The 21148-nt window shown below is 70.9% G+C and carries 15 protein-coding genes; 7 read left to right on the top strand and 8 right to left on the bottom strand.

What is annotated here, in order from left to right:
• Positions 1-817 precede the first annotated feature (817 nt).
• Positions 818-2200: an MFS transporter gene (locus ACIBO2_RS08455; RefSeq protein WP_397296021.1), complete on the bottom strand. Its 1383-nt coding sequence runs from the start codon at positions 2198-2200 to the stop codon at positions 818-820.
• A gap of 84 nt (positions 2201-2284) precedes the next feature.
• Here ACIBO2_RS08455 and ACIBO2_RS08460 point away from each other — a divergent pair, with 84 nt between their 5' ends.
• Complete coding sequence (locus ACIBO2_RS08460) at positions 2285-3232, top strand: LysR family transcriptional regulator (RefSeq protein ID WP_358538774.1); 948 nt, start codon at positions 2285-2287, stop codon at positions 3230-3232.
• A gap of 33 nt (positions 3233-3265) precedes the next feature.
• On the opposite strand, the gene ACIBO2_RS08465 is transcribed toward ACIBO2_RS08460, so the two are convergent.
• The 3 genes from ACIBO2_RS08465 to ACIBO2_RS08475 all read right to left on the bottom strand — a co-directional run bounded on the left by ACIBO2_RS08465 (position 3266) and on the right by ACIBO2_RS08475 (position 7875).
• A complete protein-coding gene (locus ACIBO2_RS08465) occupies positions 3266-3808 on the bottom strand; it encodes a GNAT family N-acetyltransferase (protein ID WP_358538776.1) in 543 nt (180 codons plus the stop codon).
• Between the two features lie 21 nt (positions 3809-3829).
• Entirely contained in the window at positions 3830-4828 is a 999-nt protein-coding gene (locus ACIBO2_RS08470; protein ID WP_397296024.1) for a hypothetical protein, read from the bottom strand.
• A 107-nt stretch (positions 4829-4935) separates the two neighbouring features.
• A complete protein-coding gene (locus ACIBO2_RS08475) occupies positions 4936-7875 on the bottom strand; it encodes a bifunctional [glutamine synthetase] adenylyltransferase/[glutamine synthetase]-adenylyl-L-tyrosine phosphorylase (protein WP_397296026.1) in 2940 nt (979 codons plus the stop codon).
• A gap of 75 nt (positions 7876-7950) precedes the next feature.
• Between ACIBO2_RS08475 and ACIBO2_RS08480 the strand changes: the two genes are divergently transcribed.
• Positions 7951-8472, top strand: coding sequence for an HXXEE domain-containing protein (locus tag ACIBO2_RS08480; protein ID WP_358538784.1), 522 nt, complete (start codon positions 7951-7953; stop codon positions 8470-8472).
• Between the two features lie 79 nt (positions 8473-8551).
• Here the strand turns inward: ACIBO2_RS08480 and ACIBO2_RS08485 are convergent, their stop codons facing one another.
• On the bottom strand, positions 8552-9262 hold the full coding sequence (locus tag ACIBO2_RS08485) for a type 1 glutamine amidotransferase (RefSeq protein WP_397296028.1): 711 nt from the start codon (positions 9260-9262) through the stop codon (positions 8552-8554).
• A gap of 54 nt (positions 9263-9316) precedes the next feature.
• On the opposite strand from ACIBO2_RS08485, the gene ACIBO2_RS08490 reads away from it, so the two are divergent.
• Together ACIBO2_RS08490 and ACIBO2_RS08495 are read left to right on the top strand one after the other, a co-directional pair.
• Positions 9317-12733 (top strand): protein kinase, encoded by a 3417-nt coding sequence (locus ACIBO2_RS08490; protein WP_397296030.1) that lies wholly within the window; start codon positions 9317-9319, stop codon positions 12731-12733.
• Positions 12734-12742: 9 nt separating this feature from the next.
• Positions 12743-13588, top strand: a complete 846-nt coding sequence (locus tag ACIBO2_RS08495; RefSeq protein ID WP_358538790.1) for an alpha/beta hydrolase — start codon at positions 12743-12745, stop codon at positions 13586-13588.
• A gap of 24 nt (positions 13589-13612) precedes the next feature.
• Here ACIBO2_RS08495 and ACIBO2_RS08500 read toward each other — a convergent pair whose 3' ends face one another.
• Positions 13613-14332 (bottom strand): hypothetical protein, encoded by a 720-nt coding sequence (locus ACIBO2_RS08500; protein ID WP_358444275.1) that lies wholly within the window; start codon positions 14330-14332, stop codon positions 13613-13615.
• A gap of 233 nt (positions 14333-14565) precedes the next feature.
• Here ACIBO2_RS08500 and ACIBO2_RS08505 point away from each other — a divergent pair, with 233 nt between their 5' ends.
• The 3 genes from ACIBO2_RS08505 to ACIBO2_RS08515 all read left to right on the top strand — a co-directional run bounded on the left by ACIBO2_RS08505 (position 14566) and on the right by ACIBO2_RS08515 (position 18847).
• A complete protein-coding gene (locus ACIBO2_RS08505) occupies positions 14566-15822 on the top strand; it encodes a serine hydrolase domain-containing protein (protein WP_358538855.1) in 1257 nt (418 codons plus the stop codon).
• Between the two features lie 160 nt (positions 15823-15982).
• Entirely contained in the window at positions 15983-16330 is a 348-nt protein-coding gene (locus ACIBO2_RS08510; protein ID WP_358538793.1) for a hypothetical protein, read from the top strand.
• A gap of 183 nt (positions 16331-16513) precedes the next feature.
• Positions 16514-18847: a hypothetical protein gene (locus ACIBO2_RS08515; RefSeq protein ID WP_358538795.1), complete on the top strand. Its 2334-nt coding sequence runs from the start codon at positions 16514-16516 to the stop codon at positions 18845-18847.
• 97 nt (positions 18848-18944) lie between these two features.
• On the opposite strand, the gene ACIBO2_RS08520 is transcribed toward ACIBO2_RS08515, so the two are convergent.
• Both ACIBO2_RS08520 and glnA read right to left on the bottom strand, forming a co-directional pair.
• Positions 18945-19424: a peptidoglycan-binding protein gene (locus tag ACIBO2_RS08520; RefSeq protein ID WP_358538797.1), complete on the bottom strand. Its 480-nt coding sequence runs from the start codon at positions 19422-19424 to the stop codon at positions 18945-18947.
• 254 nt (positions 19425-19678) lie between these two features.
• Positions 19679-21040: a type I glutamate--ammonia ligase gene (glnA, locus tag ACIBO2_RS08525; protein WP_358538799.1), complete on the bottom strand. Its 1362-nt coding sequence runs from the start codon at positions 21038-21040 to the stop codon at positions 19679-19681.
• Positions 21041-21148: the final 108 nt, after the last annotated feature.

Consider the following 21148-nt stretch of genomic DNA (forward strand, 5'->3'; position numbering starts at 1 on the left):
GGCGCAGATCGGAGCATTCCCGGGTATGTGCTCAAATGCATGTGCTGCTACGGCAGAGGCGTCGTAAGCAATCCTGACGATCCAAAAGACAACCCTCGACCCGCGCCGACGGCGCCACTCCCCGCGTGGCTGCATCCGGCGCTGGAGGGAACAGGGTTGTGCGGCTACTGTGTCGGCTCCGGCCTGGTCGCCCACGTCAACAAGGAGACCAGCCGTCTCACAGAAACACCCTGCCCAGTATGCGCGCCGGCGACGCCGCCCATCACCTTCTGAGCCGGATCTCTCCGAGGTCCTCGCCCGCCGTGGAGGCCGACCACGACGACCTGCTTGAGGGCAGCGTCTTCACGCCCCCTGAGCAGTCATACATATGTGCATGTTATGGGTGTACATGATGACTGACCGCGTGGAACCCGAGGAGACCTCAGTCACCGTGTCCGAACTTACGCGCAATGTCGCAGCCCTGATACGGCGAATGGAGCCGCACTCATAGCATTGTTCGAAGAATATGGGCCGGACCCCCAATGGGCCGAGTTGATCGAGGAGAGCCGGGAAGTCGTGTGGGGTGGCCGATGAAGGCCGCAAAGGTCCCTTTGAGCGCAAATGTCCTCTTCTCCCTAGAAAAGGGATTGTCTCTGGCGAAGGTGGTCGATCCGGACGACGACGTCGCCGTTTGGGTCGTGACCATCGGAGAACTCCAGCTTGGCCTGGAACGATCCGCCCGGCGTCCTGCCTGCGGTTCAGCAGTGACGGGACGTTGCCGGCGTTGACCGGCAACGTCGGTGCCAAGGGCGTCGCCCTGGTGGATGCGTCCGACAGCTCACTGCGACGGGATCGGGACAGGTTGTCGCGCTCGATCTACCGTCTGTCGGGCGCGGGTCGCGACACCGTAGCAGGCGCAGGTCAGTGCGGTCAGGATGGCGGCCACCGGCAGAGGGTGGGACAGGCCGCCGAGTACGGCCACGCCGAGCGTCGCGCCGACCTGGCGGGAGGCGTTGAGGACGCCGCCCGCCGTGCCCGCCGTACCGGCCGGTGCGCTGGTGAGGATGCCGGCCATCAGTGCGGGCAGTACGAACGACAGCCCGAAGCCCATCACGACCAGCCATGGCGCCAGGTAGTCGGTGAGCGAGACACCGGCCAGGCCGGTCGCCAGCAGGGCGAGGCCGCCGAGGATCGGGGAGCGGGGGCCGTAGCGGGCCACCAGACGGCCGGTGAGCAGCGGGTTCACCGTCATCGGTAGCGTGAGCGGCAGGAAGGCGAGCCCCGTGGCCAGCGGGGTCAGGTGGCGGGTGTCCTGCAGGAAGAGGGTCAGGACGAACAGGGCGCCGGAGAAGGCGAAGTTCGCCACCATGCCCGCGAGCAGTTCCGGCCAGGTCACCGCGAGCAAGCCGCCGGGCAGGACGGGGGCGTGACTGCGGCGCCCTGCGAACAGCCCGCGGCGCCCCACGACGGGTGGGCGGCGGTCCGCGCGCACCTCTCCTCGCTCCACGAATGCCGGGCGGCGATCCGCGAGCACCTTTCGTCGCTCCACGATCACCAGCACGGCGAGGGCGACCACGGCCGACACCCCGGCGACAGGCGACGAGTCGATCAGGGCTTCGGCGAGCAGACCGAGGACCACGCAGGCCAGCGCCTGCACCCACCAGTCGATGAGCCGATGCCCCCGGGGCGAGCGCACCCTTCTCATGGCCAGCAGGCTGACCAGGGCGATGGGCGGGTTGAGCAGGAAGACGGCGCGCCAGCCGTATAGGTCGACCAGGAGGCCGCCCAGCAGGGGGCCAGCGGCCAGGGCGGTGCCGGTGATGGCGGCCCACAGGCCGGTGGCGCGGGCGCGGGCGGCCGGGTCGGGGAAGAGTTCGGGCAGGAGGGCGAGTGAGCCGCCCGTACAGAGCGCTCCCGCCACGCCGAGCAGGGCGCGCGCCGCGACCAGCGCGCCGAGATGGGGCGCCGCGGCGCTCAGCAGTGAGATCACGCCGAAGACCGCCACACCGATCTTGAAGATCCGGGCGGCGCCGTACCGGTCGGCGACCGCTCCCCCGGTGAGCAGGGACGCGGCGAAGGCGACGGTGTAGGCGTTCACCACCCATTGCTGTCCGGCCAGTGAGCCGCCGAGGGAGGTACGGAGGTCGGGCAGGGCGATCGTGAGCACGGTCGTGTCGAGGATCACCAAGAAGTAGGCCAGGGAGAAACCGAACATCTTCATGCCCCGAAGCCTGCTAAAGCAGCATATTTCCCCTCAACAGGCGCGGCCGCAGGGGGCGTTCGGGAAAACCGTATGCTTGGCCGAATGGATCTGCGTCAGTTGCGGGGGTTTGTGGCGGTAGCGGGGGCGGGCACCGTCACCGGCGCCGCGAACAACCTCGGTCTCGCCCCTGCCTCGGTGTCCGAACAGGTGCGCAGGCTGGAAGACAGCCTCGGCGTCGCGCTCTTCGAGCGCACGCCCCAGGGCATGCGCCTGACCGGCCCAGGGGCCACCCTGCTCACCCGCGCGCAGGGCCTGCTCGACCATGCGGACGAGGTACGGCGGGCGGTGACGGGCGAACGCCGCCAGGTCCGGATCGGGGCGCTGGAGATGTTGGCCGCGGCCAAACTACCGGTCATCGTCCGCCGCCTGTCGCAGCGCCACCCCGACCTGGACGTGGAGGTGCGCTCATACACCAGGCAGGCGTTGCTTTCCGAGGTGGCCTGTGGCGAGCTGGACGCGGCGCTCCTGCTCGATTCCGGTCCGCGGATCGGCGGGCTGGGGTTCGCCCCGCCGCTCGACCTGGACTTTCTGGACGTGGACGAGGTCAAGCTGCTGCTGGTCGCGGCTCCGGATGGTGATCGGGAGACGCTGCTGGTGAGCGCGCCGGGGTGTTCGATCCGGCTGGCGGCCGATCAGCTCTTCGGCACGCAGGTGCCGCGCAGGGAGCTGACCAGCATCGCCATGGCACGTGAGTGGGCCAGGCAGGGGTTCGGCAGGGCGCTGCTGCCCGACTTCGCGCTGGAGGCGCACTTGACCGCCGGCACACTGGTTCCGCTCGACTTCGCGACAGAGACGGACCGCCCCTCCGGCACACTCACCCCGCTCGACTTCGCGTCGGAGACGGACCCCGCCCCTGGCACGCTGAGCCCGCTCGGCTCCGCGCCGGAGATGGGCCCCGCCTCCGACGCGCCGACCCTGGCTCTGCGGCTGGTCTGGCTGCGCAGCCGCGAGGCCGCCCTGCGCGACGTGCTCTACGCGATGAGCGCCTGACCCCCGACCAGACCACCCATAAGCCGGTACGTACTACGCCATGAGCGCCTGACCGCGCCTGAGCCGGTACAGGACGTGCGGCCGTTGCGGGCTGTCCGCCGGAACCCGCGGGTGATAGAAGTCGTCAGCTATGTCACGGGTCATGCCCAGCCGTTCCATGACCTTGCGCGAGCGGGTGTTCCCCACGGTCGTGATGGAGACGATCTCGTCCAGCCCCGCCACGTCGAACCCATACCGTACGGCCTCCCGGGCCGCCTCGATCGCGTACCCGTGCCCCCACGCCGCCTTGGCCAGCCGCCAGCCCACCTCGACCGCCGGGGTGAACGGCGCCTCGAACGTCTGCAGGACCAGCCCGGTGAACCCGATGAACTCGCCGCTCTCGCGCACCTCCAGCGCCCACAGCCCGTACCCGTGGGCCTCGAAGCCCGCCTCGATCCTGTCGACGAAGCCGTCGCTCTCCGACCTGGTCATCAGGGCCGGGAAGTGCTCCATGACCTCGGCGTCGGCGTTCATCGCCGCGAACGGTTCCCTGTCGTCGTCGCGCCATCTGCGCATGATGAGCCGTTCTGTCTCCATCGGCTCAACACTAGCCCAGATCTAACGACGGCCACGGAGGCCGGTGAGGCGGCGGAGCAGGTCCCACCAGAACGACGCGCCGAACAGCAACGCCACGAACGTCAGCGCATAGCCGGGCCAGTGGCTGAGCGTGGTGAGGCGGTCCCACCAGGCGGCGCCGTTCCAGTGGATGCTCGGGTCGCCCTCGGCCGGGATCGCGATGTTGACGATCGCATGGTCGAACACCATGACCAGCGCGGGCTGGCTCAGCGTCTCAGTGATGCACGGCATCGGGTTGGACTGCGCGCACCGCTCCTTGAGCTCGCTGTAGGCGTCGGGCCCCGCCTCGGCCACGGCCGTCACCGAGGCGCGGAAGGCGTTGTCGCGCAGCAGGGTCTTGGCGTACTCGAACCCGTCCATCGTGAACAGCAGCACCACCACCACGCCGAGCAGGGCGACCACCCACTTGACGTAGCGCTTGTAGAGCATCGACAGCCGCTGCATCTCGCCGTCGAACCACGTCTCCACACCCTGCCGGAAGCGGTCCATGTCGCGCTGCGCGGTGTCCCACACGCCCTTGAGATGGCCGTAGAGCGGGCTGCCCATCGCCTTGAGCTTGGCCAGCAGCCCCTCGACACCGTCCTTCTCGCCGGCGGCCATCTCCATCAGGGCCACCGCGAAGCGCTCCGGCGGGATGTTGGCGATGCTGGTGCGGCCCCGCTTCGGGTGGTCGATCTCCTGGACCCGCTGGTAGAGCAGCTGCGTCACGGCGTCGTCGGCCTTGGTCTCCTGCTCGGGCGCCTGGGCCGCCTCGACCGGGGCCGGCTGGTCGCTGTGGGCGGGCCGTGGATCACGGATGAACGGCAGCCGCGCGAACACGTCGGCCACCTTGGCCGGCAACCACGACTTCCCCTGCGCGTCGCTGCCGTCCATGGTGTCGCGCAGATAGGCCCACAGGAACTTGCTGCGGATGCCCAGCAGCCGTACGAGAGCCTCGTTCAGCCCGCTCACCAGCAGCGACAGCAGGAGGAACGCCAGCACCAGACCTAACGCGAGATCAACGTAAATGGAAAGCAAAATGGATCACCCCGCGCCTTGATACACCCGCCAGGGCCCGCCCGCACGGCCCGCAACCAACCTGTTACGGGTCAGGAACCGTAGAAGACCCGGTCGACCACTTGGCGGGCCCGCCGGGTCACCCGGCGGTAGTCGTCGAGGAAGTCCTCCGAGCCCTCCGGCGGATAACCGAGGATGCGCGCGATGAGCCTGCGCTCCCTGACGTCGGCCGGGACGCTGTCGCCGGGACGGCCCTTGACCAGCATGAGCGCGTCCCTGACGCGCGAGGCGAAGCGCCAGGCCGCCGCCAGTACGGCCGCGTCGGGGGCCGCGAGCAGGCCCTCCCCCTCAGCCGCGCGCAGCGCCTCCAGGGTACGGGTGGTCCGCAGCGCGGGGTGTCCGGCCGCGAAGCGGAGCTGCAGCAGCTGCGCCACCCACTCGACGTCCGACAGGCCACCGGGGCCCAGCTTGGTGTGCAGGGCGGGATCGGCGCCGCGTGGCAGCCGCTCCGCCTCCATGCGGGCCTTGAGCCGCCTGATCTCGCGTACGACGTCGTCGGACAGGCCTTCGGGCGGGTAACGCAGGTCGTCGATCACGGCGACGAACGCGGCGCCCAGCGCGGCGTCACCGGCCGAGAAGCGGGCCCGCAGCAGCGCCTGCGCCTCCCAAGGGGACGACCAGCGCGCGTAATAGGCCTGGTAGGAGGCCAGCGTACGGACGAGCGGGCCCTGCCTGCCCTCGGGGCGCAGGTCGGGGTCGATGAGCAGCGGCGGGTCGGGGGCGGGGAGGGCGAGCAGGCGGCGCAGCTCGTTGGCGACCGCGTACGCGGCGTCGGTGGCGTCGCGTTCGGAGGCGCCGGGCACGGGCGAGTGTACGAACATCACGTCGGCGTCGCTGGCGTAGGAGGACTCCATGCCGCCGAGCCGTCCCATGGCGATCACCGCGAACCTGGTCGGCAGCGCCCCCCGCCGCTCCACCTCGACCTTGCCGATCGCCACGTCCAGCGCGGCCTGGATGGTCACGTCGTTCAGCGACGACAGCGCCACCCCCACCTGCTCAATGCTCATAAGTCCGGAAATGTCGGCCACGGCCGTACGGAACAGCTCCCTGCGCCGCAGCGCACGTACCGCCGCCACCGCCGACTCCATGTCCGACCCGTGCCTCGACACGGCGGCCGAGGCCTCCTTCAGCAGCGCGTCCGGCGAGCGCGCGGCCAGGTCCTCGTCGGAGCCCAGCAGCCCGACGGCGTCGGGCGCGTTCAGCAGCAGCCCGGTCGCGTAGCGGCTGCTGCCGAGCAGCCGCGCCATCCGCGCCGCCACGGCCGTCTCGTCGCGCAGCAGCCGCAGGTACCACGGCGTGGTGCCGAGCTTGTCGCTCACCTGGCGGAAGCCGAGCAGCCCGGCGTCCGGGTCGGGCGTGTCGGCGAACCAGCCGAGCATGACCGGCAGCAGCGTCCGCTGGATCGCCGCCCGCCGCGAGACGCCCGTGGTCAGTGCGGCGATGTGGCGCAGGGCGCCGTTGGGGTCGACGTAGCCGAGCGCCGCCAGCCGGGCGGCCGCCGCGATGGTGGACAGCCGGGCCTCCGACTCGGGCAGCCGGGCCACGGCCTGCAGCAGCGGCCGGTAGAACAGCTTCTCGTGCAGCCGCCGCGCCTCCCTCGCGTGGCGCCGCCACCTGGCGGTGAACTCCCCCACCGGGTCGGCGTGCATGCCGAGCGCGCGCCCCAGCCGCCGTAGGTCGTCGGGGTCCGACGGCAGGACGTGCGTACGGCGCAGCCGGTGCAGCTGCAGCAGGTGCTCGACCTGGCGCAGGAAGGTGTACGCCTCGGCCAGCCCGCGTGAGTCGTCACGGCCCACGTAGCCGCCGCGGGAGAGCGCGGCCAGGGCCGGCAGGGTGGCCTTGCGCCGCAGCAGCGGATCCTGCCGCCCGTGCACCAGCTGCAGCAGCTGCACCGCGAACTCGATGTCACGCAGCCCGCCGGGGCCGAGCTTGATCTGCCGCTCGCCCTCGGCCCGTACGTGGGACTCGACGCGGCGGCGCATGGCCTGCACGTCCTCGACGAAGTGCTCCCGGGTCGCGGCCGACCAGACGAACTCGTTGACCGCCTCGACATAGGCCGAGCCCAGCACCAGGTCGCCCGCCACCGGCCGCGCCTTGAGCAGCGCCTGGAACTCCCAGGTCTTGGCCCAGCGCCGGTAGTAGGCCAGATGGCTGGCCAGCGTGCGGACCAGCGGCCCCGCGCGGCCCTCGGGCCGCAGCCCGGCGTCGACCTCCCACAGCGCGCCCTCGGGAGTGGTCGCCGTGCAGGCCCGCATCATGGCCTGGGCCAGGCGGGTGGCACCGCGCAGGGCCGCCGTCTCGTCGGCGCCTTCGCGCGGCTCGGCCACGAAGATCACGTCAACGTCGCTGATGTAGTTGAGCTCCCTGGCGCCCTGCTTGCCCATGCCGACCACCGCCAGCCGTACGTCGCTCGCGTCGACCTCGGCCCGCGCGATGGCCAGCGCGGCCTCCAGCGCCGCGCCCGCGAGGTCGGACAGCTCGGCGGTGACGTCGGGCAGCCCGATCTGCCCGGTGAGGTCGCGGGCGGCCAGATGCAGCAGCCGCCCGCGGTAGGCGACCCGCAGCGCCACCAGCGCGCCGGGATCCGACGCGGTGGGCTCGTCCTGCTCCGGCTCGGCGCCGACGGCGCGCAGCAACTCGGCCCGCGCGTCTCCCAGCTCGGGCAGGGCCAGCAGCCCCACCTGCTCGGGATGGCGTACGAGGTGCTCCCCCAAGGCGGCGCTCACCCCGAGCACCGCGAGCACCCTGCCCTGGAGGTCTTCGTCGGCGCGCAGCGTGTCGAGCACGCGGGGCTCACGCTCGGCCAGGCGGGTCAGTGAGGCGAGCGCCAGATCGGGGTCGGACACGGCTACCAGTCCTTTGAGCAGGTCGTCCAGCTCTGCCCCCGACTGTCGTACCAGGGTCGCGGCCCGCGCGCCGTCGGCGAAGCCGAGCTTGGCCAGGCGGGCGGCGGTGGACTCGATCCTCGGCACCACCCTATCTTGACAGCCCGCCACCCCTGAAGCCTAAAGTGGAACGCAACGTTGCGTTGTGTTTTGGGGGTCGGAATGGACGGCGTGCCGGCGACGGTGACGTGGGGGCTGCTCGCGGCCTGGGCGGCGCACGACGCGGAGGAACTGGCCACGATGGCCCGCTGGACCCGCGAGCACCGGCCCGAGCTGGAGCGGCGCTACCCACGGGTCCCGTGGCAGCGGCTGGAGATGTCCCAGCGGCAGGTGAACGTGGCGATCGGGCTCATGGGCGGCGTCATGGCCGGGGCGTCGGCCATGGGGGCGCGCACCGGAGGACGCAGCCCGGTGTTCCAGGCGGTGCTGGCCGGGTTCGGGCTGCACGGGGTGGGGCATCTGGTGCAGTCGGCGCTCGCGCGCGGCTACACGCCCGGCGTGGTGACAGCGCCGGTGGTGGTGATCCCGTTCACGGTGTGGGCGTGGCGGCGACTCAAGGCGTCAGGGGTGCCGACGGCGGGCGCCGGGTCGGCCCTGGCCGGGCTGGCCGCGCTGCCGCTCGTCCTGGGCGGCGTCCACGCACTCGCCCACGCGCTCACCCGGCCCCGTACCGGCCGCCGGTAACCCATCCGGCACGGCGGCCGGTGCGCGCGGACGTCAGCCGACGCAGACCAGGAACAGCCAGCGCGCGTCAGAGAACGACTCAGGACATGCCCTGAACCGGCTCGAGGTCCGCCCCCGCCCTGTCGGCGACCAGGCGCCCGAACGCCTCGGCCAACGGCCACCAGGTGGCGATGAGCGCCTCCTCGGCCGCGCCGACCGCCGCGTTCAGCTCGCCAGCCGCGCCGAGGCCCGAGGCCGTGGTCCACGAGGTGAAGATCTCCGGCGTGGCCTCGGGGTGGAACTGCACCGCCCAGGCCGCCGTGCCGAGCCGGTACGCCTGGTTCGGGTACGGTGTGCCCGTCATCAGCGGCACCGCCCCGTCGGGCAGCTGGGCTATCACGTCCTGGTGGAACTGGACGGCGACGGCCGTAGAGACACCGGACAGCAGCGGATCGGCGGCCGCGGCGGGCAGCGCGACCACCTCGCAGACGCCCACCTCCAGCCCCTCGCCGCCCCGCTCCACAGTGCCGCCGCAGGCCAGGGTCATCAGCTGCGCGCCGAGGCAGATGGCCAGCGTGGGCGTACCGTCCTCGACGGAGCGGGCCAGCAGGTCACGGGTGGCGGGCAGCCACGGGCAGCGATCGTCCTCCCACGCCGCCGTCTCCCCACCGAGCACGATCAGCCCGTCGGCGGCGCGCTCGGGAACCTCCTCGCCCAAGTACGGGCGTACGACGTCGCAGACCGGCCCCAGCCAGTCGCCCAGGTAGCCGAGAGTCGCGTCTGCCTCGTGCTCAATGACCGTAATCCTCATAAGGAGTAATTTATCCGCCCAAACTTTCTCCAAGCCGCATGCATCCAACTGCCCGTGGACAAGTTGATCGACGGGGATCCCCAGCGGCTGGGCAACTACTGGCTGGCCGGGCGGCTAGGCACGGGCGGCCAGGGCGTGGTCTACGAGGGCTACGCAGAGGACGGCCGCCGGGTGGCGATCAAGGTGCTGCACGGCGACCAGTCGGCGCAACTGGCCAGGGAGGCGACCGCGGCGCGCCGGGTGGCCGCGTTCTGCACCGCGAGCGTCCTGGAAGCCGAACTGGAGGGGCCCAGGCCGTACATCGTCAGCGAGTACGTCCAGGGCCCCAGCCTGCGCAAGGCCGTCACGGAGGGACGTCGCTTCGGCGGCGGCGAGCTGCACCGGCTGGCCACGGCCGTGGCGACCGCGCTGACCGCCATCCACGACGCCGGGGTGATCCACCGCGACCTGAAGCCCGACAACGTGCTGCTCGGTCCCGACGGGCCGCGGGTGATCGACTTCGGCGTGGCGCGGACCGCGGAGATGTCGCTCACCGCGACGGGCCTGGTGACGGGCACGCCCACGTACATGGCGCCCGAGGTATTCGGCGGGCAGCGGGCCGGGACGCCCGCCGACGTGTTCGCCTGGGGCGCGATCATGGTCTACGCGGCGAGCGGCACCGACCCGTTCGAAGCCGAGAACCTGGGCGCGGTCATGCATCGGGTGCTGTCGGCCCGGCCCGACCTGGGCGTCCTGCCCGCCACGCTGCGCCCGCTGGTGGCCGCGGCGCTCAGCAAGGACCCGCTGGAGCGCCCGTCCGCGCGCGAGCTGCTGCTGGCCCTGGTGAGCGCCGAGGGCGGCCTCGACACCGGCCTGCTGCTCGCCGCCGGCGGCAGGGAGGCCGCGCGGGTGGGCGCCCCCGCCCACGATCCCGCGCTGGGCACGCTGGCCGAGGAGGCGTACGCGCTGCTGTCCGCTGAGGAGCGCGAACTCGCGCCCGAGGTCTTCCTCCGGCTGATCACGGTGAGCGAGCAGGGCGGCCTCGCGGTACGGCGGGCCGAGCTGGCCGAACTCGTCGAGGGCCGGCCGCTGCCCGAGGTCTCGTCGGTCACCCGGATCCTGGAGGTGTTCGGCTACCTGCTGTCCAGGGAAGGCGAGGAGGTCTGGCTGGCCCGCCCCGCCCTGCCCCTCGCCTGGCCGCGCTTTCGCCGCTGGGTCGAGGCCAACCGGGACGGCCTGGCCGTACACAAGGAGATCCTGACCGCCGCGCAGCGGTGGGCTCGGGCCGGGCGCAGGGACGGCGACCTGTTGCAGGGCAGCAGTCTGGAGAACGCGCTGCGGTGGGCGGCCACCGCCCGCAGGAACATCACCCTGTCCACCGCCGAACGCGACTTCCTCGACGCGGGCGCCGGTCTGACCAGGCGCAGGAGCAGGCGGACCAGACTCGTCTCCATCAGCCTGGCGGCCCTGCTGGTGATCTCGCTGCTCGCGACCGGCCTGGCCGTCCAGCAGAGCGCGCTCGCCGATGAGCGGGCCGATCGGATCGCCGCGCAGCGCGACCAGGCGGAGGCGGCGCGGCTGGCGCAGTTCGCGGGCACGCTGCGCAAGAGCGACCCGAGGGCGGCGATGCTGCTGAGCGTGGCCGCCTGGCGGCTGGACCGAACCCCGCAGACCAGGGCCGCGCTGACCGCTTCGCTGGCGCAGCGCGAGGTCGCCGCCTTCAGGGACCCCGCCGCCTCGGGTGACGCGCTGCGGTTGCTGAGCCACGACGGCAGGACGCTGGCCAGCGTGAGCGACGACGCGGTCAGGCTCTGGGACGTACGCACCGGCAAGCGGAGCGGCGGCATCGGCCGGCTCGGCCTGGCGGGCGAGCGGCCGCTGACCGCCGCCCTCTCCCCCACCGGCCGGAACCTGCTGGTGGTCACCAACAAGCGGGCGCGGGTATGGGACCTGCGCACCGGCAAGGCCGCCGGGACGTGGACGTTCGGCCATGACGTGGGCGACGACACGGGCACACCGGTCGGCGTCCGGTACGGGACGACCGACCGGTACGCGCTGATCATCCTCGACCAGTACGAATACACCTGGGACCTGCGGACCGGCACCCGGGCGAAGAGCCCGCTCGCCACTCGCCCGGTCGTCTCACCCGACGGCAAGTCGGCGGTGCGGCTCGTGGGCGGAAAGCTGCGGATCACGTACCGCCCGGGCGGACAGACGGAGAATCTCGGGAACGAAGTGGACATCTGGAACGGCGGCGCGGTGACCTTCAGCGCCGACGGGCGGCTGCTCGCCTCGGCGACCGGGCAGGACATCCAGGTCTGGCGGGCATACGACCGGCTGCTCACCACGCTGACCCTGCCCGGCGGCACTGAGGACGATTCCGTGCCGCTGCCTCAGGTCGGCTTCGACGGCCACACCCTGCGCTATCTCAGCGAGGACCGCGTCCTCACCGTGGACCTGAGCGACTTCGCGGTGCGCGCGCCGAAACAGGCGCCCTCGTGGTCGTGGGCGAAGTTCGGTCCCGGCGCGCGGCAGGTCCTGAGCTCCGAGGACGGCTACCAGGTCTTCCTCGCCGACCCGCGCGGGTCACTCGGCGCCCCGGTGATGAAGAGGCCCGATTCCGACCCGGCGGACGCCGCGGCGATCAGCCCCGACGGGCGGCTGGCCGCGGTGGGCGGCATCAGCGGGTTCACGGTCCTCGACAGCGGCACGCGGCGCACGCTCGCGCAGGCGGCGCCCCGCGGCGACCTGGCGGAATACGAGACCACTTTCCTGGCCTTCAGCCCCGACGGCACGAAGCTGGCCACCGGGCTGGAGTACAGCGACCAGGACGTGTCCCGCCGCTACGCGGTGAGCGTCTGGGACTGGAAATCGAAGCGCCAGCTGTGGTCGGCGAAGGTGGGCAAGGTACGTGACGCCGACTTCTCCCCCGACGGCAAAGTACTGGCGGTGGGGTCCGGCGAGCAGTACCTGTTCGACGCGGCGTCGGGCCGGCGGCTGGGCAAGCCGTTCGGGGGCACCGGCCAGGGCACGACCGTCACCGACGTGGTCTTCACCCACGACGGCAGGTCACTGGCGGTGGCGGACTCCCGCGGTCGCGTGAGCGTCTACGACACCGCCACCGGGAAGCGGGCCCGCCAGGCCGCCCTGGGCCGGCTCGAGGGCGGGGACGTCGCGGTCAGGTCACCCAGCGAGGACGTGGTGGCGCTGGTCACGCGCGACCACCGTTTACGGCTCGTCGACCTGGCCGCCGGCGCGGACCTGGGCACTCTCGACGACGGCGACAGCAGCAACGGCGACCTTTACGGCCCGTCGTTCACCGTCGACGGCTCGGGAGTGCTCACCCTGGACGAGGCAGGGGCCCTACGCGAGCGGCCGGTCGAGCCGGGCAAGATGGTGGCCGCGATCTGCGCCCGCGCCGGCCGGTCGCTGAGCCCCGGCGAGTGGCGAAGCTTCGTGCCAGGACTGCCCTACCAGAAGGTTTGTCCTTAAGATCCGGCTATGAGACTCGACGAGGTCGACGGCCTGCGGGTCGCCACGTTCGGCACGGGACCACGCCTGATCATCGCGGTGCACGGGATCACCGCCTCGCTGATGGCCTGGGGCGCGGTGGCGCGGCTGCTGCCCGCCGACTGGTCTCTGGTCGCGATGGACCTGCGCGGTCGCGGGCACAGCGCCGCGCTGCCCGGCCCGTACGGGCTGACCCGGCACGCGGAAGACGTGCTGCGCGTGGCCGACCACGTGGGCGCGGGCCCCGAGGCCGTGCTGGCCGGGCACTCCATGGGCGCCTACGTCGCCGCGCTGGCCGGTGCCGAACGCGACTTCGCCCGCGTGGTGCTCGTCGACGGCGGCCTCCCGCTGCCGCTGCCCGAGGGCGCCGATCCTGACGAGGTCCTGGAGGCCACCCTGGGACCGGCCGTGGAACGACTGCGCCGGACATTCCCGACACCGGAGGCGTACGTCGGCTTCTTCATGGCGCACCCGGCCTTCCTCGACAACTGGAACGCCGACGCCGAGGCGTACGTGCGCTATGACCTGACCGGCACCGAGGGCGCACTGCGCTCGCGCGTGGCCGGTGAGGCGGTGCGCGAGGACGGGCGGTGGATGCTCACCGAGTCCGAGCGCATCGGCGCGGCGCTGAGCGCGATCAAGGCACCGCTCTCGCTGATCAGGGCGCCGCGCGGGCTGCTCAACCAGGACACCGGCATGCTGCCCGACGCGCTGGCGGCCACGTGGACCGCCCGCCTGCCGGGGCTCGCCGACGAGGTGATCCCCGACTGCAACCACTACACGATCATGTTCGACGAGCGCTGCGCGTCGGTCGTCGCCGACCGGCTCACGTCCTGAACCCTCCCTGGGCAGGGATGCGTCTCAGGCTTCGCGGGGAGCGATCCAGGTGGCGCGGGCAGCGGCCACGAGGGTGCCGTCGACCTCGTAGATCGCGCTCTCGCCGAACAGCTTGCGCCCCTCGCGGCCGGTCGCGCGGGCCACGACGGAGTATGCCCCGCCCGCGTACAGCCGCCGATGGATCTGTACGGCCAGCCGCCCGAGCAGCGCCGACTCGCCGGGCCCGAAGTGGGCCCAGCCGGTGATGCAGTCGAGCGCCGCCCCCACCACGGAGGCGGGCACACCGTCCTCGTCGGCCACCGTGAACGGCACCCGCCACCCGGCGGCCACCAGGTCGGTCCCCTCGACCGGGCCGGGGAAGATCCGCAGCCCGTCACCCGGCTCGCGCAGCCCGCACGCGAAGCACTCGGGGAAGGCGTGGCCCCGCCAGCCGGGGAAGCCGGCCTCGGCGCGAGCGGCGTCGTTGAACGGCACGAACTCGGGCGCCGTCAGGTCCTCGGCCACCGGGATGGCCTCGACCAGCAGCTTGTCGCCTTCGTGGAGGGACACCGTGTTGGCGACGTGCTCCAGGCACAGGTCGGTCTCCAGCGGGGTGGGCGCGTGCAGCGTGACCTCGACCGCCGATCTGTCGCCGCCCAAGGCCTCCGCCATGGTGCCGGCTATCCAGCCGCCGTTGGCGACTCCAGCCGGGCCCCTGAAACGCTCAGGAACGGTCAGCACGGTCTGCAGGGCAGCCGTCGTCATGCCACACCCTCCAACATCGCCCAAATGGCGAAATATCCGAAAAGTCGTTTTGGAACGAGCCGATTTCAACGGACGATCAGTTTCCCACACCCTGACGGGGTCTTTGCCCACCGCATAACCCTCGCGGGGCCGTAGAACTTCCCAGCGGGAGACCCGGGCTGCGCCGGATCCTCCATGTCCGTAAGATACGGGCCCAACTTTGCACGGATGTTACCTAGGAGTCAGAAGTGACAATGCTCACTCGCCGGATGCTCACTCGTAGGAGCCTGCTCAAAGCGGGGGCCATTGCCGTACCCGCCGCCGCGATGACGGCTCGGCCGGCGCTCGCCGCACCCGTTCCGGTGGTGGAGACGTCGGGGACCGCTCCCGCGTCCTTGGCCGGGTTCGACAACGTGATCAAGACCTTTGTGAAGGAACGCGAGATCTCCTGCGCCCAGCTGGCGGTCATGAAGAGCGGAAAGATCGTCCTGGCCCGCGGTTATCGCTACAGCACCGGCGCCCAGGCGATCCCCGCCGTCACCCCGACGTCGTTGTTCCGCATCGCCAGCCTGAGCAAGAACATCACCTCCGCCGCCATCATGCGGCTGGTGCAGGACGGCAAACTGAGCCTTTCGGCCAAGGTGACCACGCTGCTCGGCCTCACCCCCGCCGACACCCGGATGAACCAGGTCACCGTGCTCCGGCTGATGCAGCACCTGGGCGGCTGGGACCGCGACACCTCCAAGCAGGACCAGCTCTGGCTGGACCACACGATCTCGGCCGCGCTGGACGTACCGCTGCCGATCGGCCACGCCGAGATCATCAAGTACGCCACGGGCCGGCAGCTCGACTTCGCCCCCGGCTCGAAGATGGTCTACAGCAACTACGGCTACATGCTGCTCGGCCGGATCATCGAGAAGGTGTCGGGCATGTCGTACGAGACGTACGTCAAGACGAAGCTGCTCAAGCCCCTCGGCATCACCCGGATGCGCCTCGGCAAGAGCCTCAGGACCGAGGCCGCGGCCGGCGAGGTGATGTACCAGTCCCAGTACACGAACAAGACCGTCATGGACGAGTCAGGCACCGTCGTGCCGTACCCGTACGGCGGCTTCAACATGCCCAACCAGGACGCCAACGGCGGCTGGCTGGCCTCGGCCGTGGACCTCGTCCGCTGGACGCTCGCCTTCGACCGGCCGGGCACGGTGCTGAGCACGGCGTCGATCGCCAAGCTGTTCGCCAAGCCGGAGACCGGCGTCACCTCCTCCGGCTCCTGGTACGGCGGCGGCTGGTGGGTCCGGCAGGTGACCGGGCACCTCAACACCTGGCACAACGGCTCGATGCCGGGCACGTTCTCGTACCTGGCGCGGCTGCAGAACGGCTGGAGCTACGCGGCGGTGTTCAACCGGCGCGAGGAGACGGGGACGCCGGACTTCGACGTGATCGACGGCCAGATGAACGCCGTCAAGATCACCACCTGGCCGACGACGGACCTGACCTCGAAGTACTTCTGACCTGACGACGCGGCGCCCCTCGGCCAATCGAGGGGGCCGCGGCCGGTCGGCCCCACGAGGCCGTGGCCTGCGACTGAAGTATCCAGACGGGGGTAGTTCAGCAGGTGATGTGGACTGCGACGTCTCCCCGCCAGTGCCTCGCGCGTGTTGGAGGGAAGCCATGAAATTCATCATCGCCGCCGCCGGGTTGTGGCTGCTCCCCATGTTCGGAACGATCCCCGCCTGGGACGGCGACCGCCACCAGGTCAGCGAATCCCAGTACGAGGTCCTGCTGCATCAATGCAGGTACGCCAACACATCGCAGGCACGTTCGGAGTGCCGCGCGGCGGTCAGGGCGAACTACCGCGTCGGGGAGGTCGATTCCTCGCTGGATTGCCGCACCTATTCCAGCGTGACGGTGTGCGGCATGTTGCGGCTGAGCGCGAACGAACGCGCGTGCGTGCGGGACTCCGTGGCCAAGCACCTGTCCTATCGCCGAGCCGAAGTGGAGTGCTACGCGTTCCAGTGACCGCCGCGCCATCCACCCGGGCCGACGCTCGGGACTCAGTGATGCGCCGGTTCCGCGAGGGAGAGGAGATGTCCGCCGCGTAGATGATCACGATTTGGCGAAGCCCGCCGTACCTTGGCGATCACGATCATTAGATTCTGATCGAGCGCGAGAGGATCGAGCGCAAGAGGAGGGACAGCGACGATGCCGCTCGATCTCACCTCGTTGACCGAGGCCGGTCCGACGCTCCCGCACGGCCCGCTCGACGGGTCATGGCCGCCGGCACTGCTGCGGGCCTGCCGCCGGGCACTCCCGCGGCTCCGCACGCTGCCCGGCCCCGAACGGCTCGAGTTCCTGCGCGCGACCGCCGCCGCCGAGGAACCGGAGGCCCTGGCGGCATTGGACTCGGCAGAGCTGGGGACACGGACCCTGGAGCCGGGGACTTGGACCCTGGCGTGGGAGACCGGCGAACGACCCACGGCCTTCCACGTGTGCCCGGCCCGGCACGACGGCCCGGTCTGGGCGGTGGCGGTGGGCGAGTTCGAGGACCGCACGTTCGTGGCCAGCGGCGGCGACGACCACGTGGTACGACTTCGCGCCATGTTCGACCGGCCCAGGCCGAACCTGAAGAGCCAGCCCAGGCCGAACCTGGAGGGCCGTTCCGAGCTGGACCTGGAGGGTCATACGGCGAGCGTCCGCGCCCTGGCGTTCGGCGTGGTGGACGGCCGCCCAATACTTGCCGGCGGCGACGACGGCGGCACGATCCGTACCTGGAATCCGCTCACCGGCGCGAGCGGATTCACCCGCGACCTGATCGGCGGTTACCCGACAGCCCTGACCTTCGTCGAGGCCGAGGGCGGGCGGACGCTGCTCGCCGTGGCCATCGGCTTCCACAACCGCGGCTACCCGGAGGACGACGAGGACGGGCGCGTCGACCTGCTGGATCCGGCCACCGGCGAGCTCGTGCGCGCACTGCGCGCGGAGGAGCGGGACGCGGTACTCGACCTCGGTGTGGCGAAGCTGGGTGAGCGGACGGTGCTGGCCGCTCTGTCCCCGTACGAGCTGCACGTGTGGGACGTCGCCACCGGCGAGCGACTGGCGACGGCCGAACTGGACGACATCTGGGCGGACATGGAGCAGGACGGCCTCACTCCGCCCCTACTGATGGGCGAGTCGAACGGGCGGCCCGAAGCCGGTGTGGTGGTCCGCGTCGAACACCCGCCGGGCTACACGGTGCAAAGCCGCGAGCTGGTCTACCTGAAACTGGACGACCTCCGCGACAAATCCCGCGACCGAGGGTTCGACCGCGACCAGGGACCGGTGGCCATGACCACCCACGCCGGGCGGAACGTCATGCTCGTGGCGAACCACACCGACACCGGCAAGGAGTGGGAACGGCCCGCGAAGGCGGTGATCAGGCACCCGGGCCACAAGACGGACATCGACCTGGACGCCGACACCCGCCTGATCACGACCGCCGCCTTCGGGAGCCTGGCGGGACGTCTCTGCCTGGCCACGGGTGGGCTCGACGGGACGGTGCAGGTGTGGGACGCGCAGACGCCGCATCAGCACCGGCGGACCGGCTACGGCGGGTCGGGGCTGGCGCTGTTCACCACGGCGCGGGGCGCGCCCGCCCTGGCCGTCGGCACGCACAGCGACACCGTGCTCCTGGTGGACGCGACGAATGGGAAGAAGATCGGCTCGTTGGGCTGCCGCCAGAGCGGCCGTGGCCACGACTGCGACATATCGCCCTACGACCACTGCTGCCGAGGCTTGGCGGCCGGGCAGGTGACCGGTCGGCCGTACATCGCGAGCAGTGGCTGTGCCGCGTACGGCACCATGCTGTGGCAGCCGCTGAGCAAGATCCGCGGGATCGCGCGGAAGGACGACGCCGAGGGCGGCCGGGTCACCTTCGGCGGCCTGGACCACTCCTCACCCACCGCTCTGGCCTTCGGCGAGGTCGACGGCCGGGCGCTGCTCGCCGCCGGCGCCGAGGTGTGGGACCCGGTCACGCAGGAGTGCGTGGCCAAGCTGCCCAGGTGGGGGTTCGCGCTGAGCGAGAGTGCCTTCGGCCGGGCCGGGGATCAGCCGGTGCTGGCCACGCGGCGCGACAGCGAGGTGGACCTGTGGAACCCGCTGACCGGCCGGCACATCCGGACGCTCGGCGTGGACGACGCCGGTGCGGGCCTGGCCATGGGCCGGATCGCCGACCGCGATGTACTCGCCGTCGGCAGCGGGAGGTATGTGCACCTATGGGATGCTGCCGCCGGCGAGCGCCGGGAGTGGATCGCGCACACCTCGACCGTCACCTGCCTGAGCCTGGTCGAGCACGACGATCGGGTCCTGCTGGTGACCGGGACCGAGGACGGCACGGTGACGCTGTGGGACGCCGCCGCCCCGCGGCGCCGGGTGGCGGTGCTGGGCGCGTTCGCCCGCCCGGTACGCTCCGTGGCCGTGGCGACCATCCGCGGAAAACCGCACGTGTACGGCCAGTCCCACTACGGCCGCGTACTCGCCTGGCGCGTCGACACCGTTTGACAATGCGAGCGGCCCCTCACCGCATTTTGCCGGTGAGGGGCCGCCTTACCAGGACGAGGTCCGAACTAAACGAAGCTCCGACTTTCGGCAAGCGAGTTCAGATCGTCTCTACCCAGGTATTGGTCCAGGTGTTCCGCCCGACGCGACCGTCGACCACGAGCGCGTGCTCTTTCTGGAATTGGCGGCAGATTTCTTCGCTCTTTGGCCCGTAGCTCCCGTCGACCATGAGGGGCCAGCCGCGCTTGTTAATCTCGTCCTGCCACTGCCGCACATCCTCGCCGTTCATGATCGGCGGCTGCTTGAGGACGCGACCGGGGAACGGCGGAGCCACCGCGCTCGGGGCCGTCCACGTCTTGTCCCACGTCGTCTCGTCGACGACGCCGGTGACCTGGAGGTGCTTCTCGGCCTGGAAGTTCTTGCAGAGACGCTCGCTTTCCGTTCCATAGATCCCGTCTACTTTGATGTGCCAGCCGCGGTCCTGCATCCGCTGCTGCCATTTCTTTACGGCTTCGCCCTGCTGAGGCTTTTTGATGACGCCGGGAAATGGCGGTGCCTGCAAAGTCGGCGTAATGGTCACGAGTCGTCCTCCGTCGAGTCGTCGGCAAGGGCGGCGTTGGCCCAGCTTTCCGGGACAGGGTCATGACCCGTAATTCGCCGCCCTGATCCAGGTTTCCGGCAGGTGGATACCCGGCACCCTCGGCGGTACTCTGGGGAAGCCGACGATTTAACTCGTTCTGGAAAATGTCGATACGACCTGTTGACGCCAGGCACAGATACCGTCTGGCTCGAAGCTCGGGCGGCGCGTGTCACGAGGCACCCGCCGCCCCGCGCTTACAGGACCGGCAGGTAGCGGCCAAGCTCGAACTCGGTGACGTGGCGGCGGTATTCGCGCCACTCCGTCCGCTTGTTGCGCAGGAAGAAGTCGAAGACGTGCTCGCCCAGCGTCTCGGCCACCAGCTCGCTCTGCTCCATGACCGCGATGGCCTCGTCCAGCGACTGCGGCAGCGGCTGGATGCCCAGGGCGCGCCGCTCGGCGCTGGTGAGCGTCCACACGTTGTCCTCGGCGGCGGCCGGGAGCTCGTAGCCCTCCTCGATGCCCTTCAGGCCGGCCGAGAGGATCAGCGCGAAGGCCAGGTAGGGGTTGCAGGCCGAGTCGAGCGAGCGGAACTCGATGCGCGTCGAGCCGCCCTTGTGCGGCTTGTACATCGGCACGCGCACCAGCGCGGACCGGTTGTTGTGGCCCCAGCAGACGTAGGACGGCGCCTCGCCGCCCTGGCCCGCGATGGCCTCCGCGCCGCCCCAGAGACGCTTGTAGGAGTTGACCCACTGGTTGGTGATGGCCGTGATCTCGGCGGCGTGCTTGAGCAGCCCGGCGATGAACGAGCGGCCGGTCTTGGAGAGCTGGTAGTCGGCACCGGCCTCGTAGAAGGCGTTGCGGTCGCCCTCGAACAGCGACATGTGGGTGTGCATGCCGGAGCCCGGGTGCTCGGTGAACGGCTTGGGCATGAAGGAGGCCCAGATGCCCTGCTCCAGCGCCACCTCCTTCATCACCAGCCGGAAGGTCATGATGTTGTCGGCCGTCGTTAGCGCGTCGGCGTAGCGCAGGTCGATCTCCTGCTGGCCGGGCGCGCCCTCGTGGTGGCTGAACTCGACCGAGATGCCCATCGACTCCAGCATCATGATCGCCTGGCGCCTGAAGTCGTGGCCCGAACTGTGCGGGGTGTGGTCGAAGTAGCCGCCGGAGTCGATCGGCTCGGGGCGCTGACCCGGCTCGGGCCGGTTCTTCAGCAGGAAGAACTCGATCTCCGGGTGGGTGTAGAAGGTGAAGCCCATGTCGGCGCACTTGGCGAGCGTGCGCTTGAGCACCCAGCGCGGGTCGGCGTGCGACGGCGAGCCGTCCGGCATGAGGATGTCGCAGAAGATGCGGCCCGCGCCCGGCGTCTCGCTGCGCCACGGCAGGATCTGGAACGTCGCCGGGTCCGGCTTGGCCAGCATGTCGGCCTCGTAGACCCGGGCGAAGCCCTCGATGGCCGAGCCGTCGAAGCCGATGCCCTCGGCGAAGGCGCCTTCGAGCTCGGCCGGGGCTATCGCCACCGACTTCAGGAAGCCGAGAACGTCGGTGAACCAGAGCCGGATGAACCGGATGTCGCGTTCCTCGAGCGTGCGGAGCACGAACTCCTGCTGGCGGTCCAAAGCATCCCCTAGCGAAGACAGTACTGAGTTCCCTATCAGGATGCCGTGTCCGTGTTTCGCACACGTTACGTGGGGTCTCGGTGCGAGCCTCGCTGACAAAGAGCCCGG

Source organism: Nonomuraea sp. NPDC050022, assembly GCF_044460705.1.
GTDB lineage: Bacteria > Actinomycetota > Actinomycetes > Streptosporangiales > Streptosporangiaceae > Nonomuraea.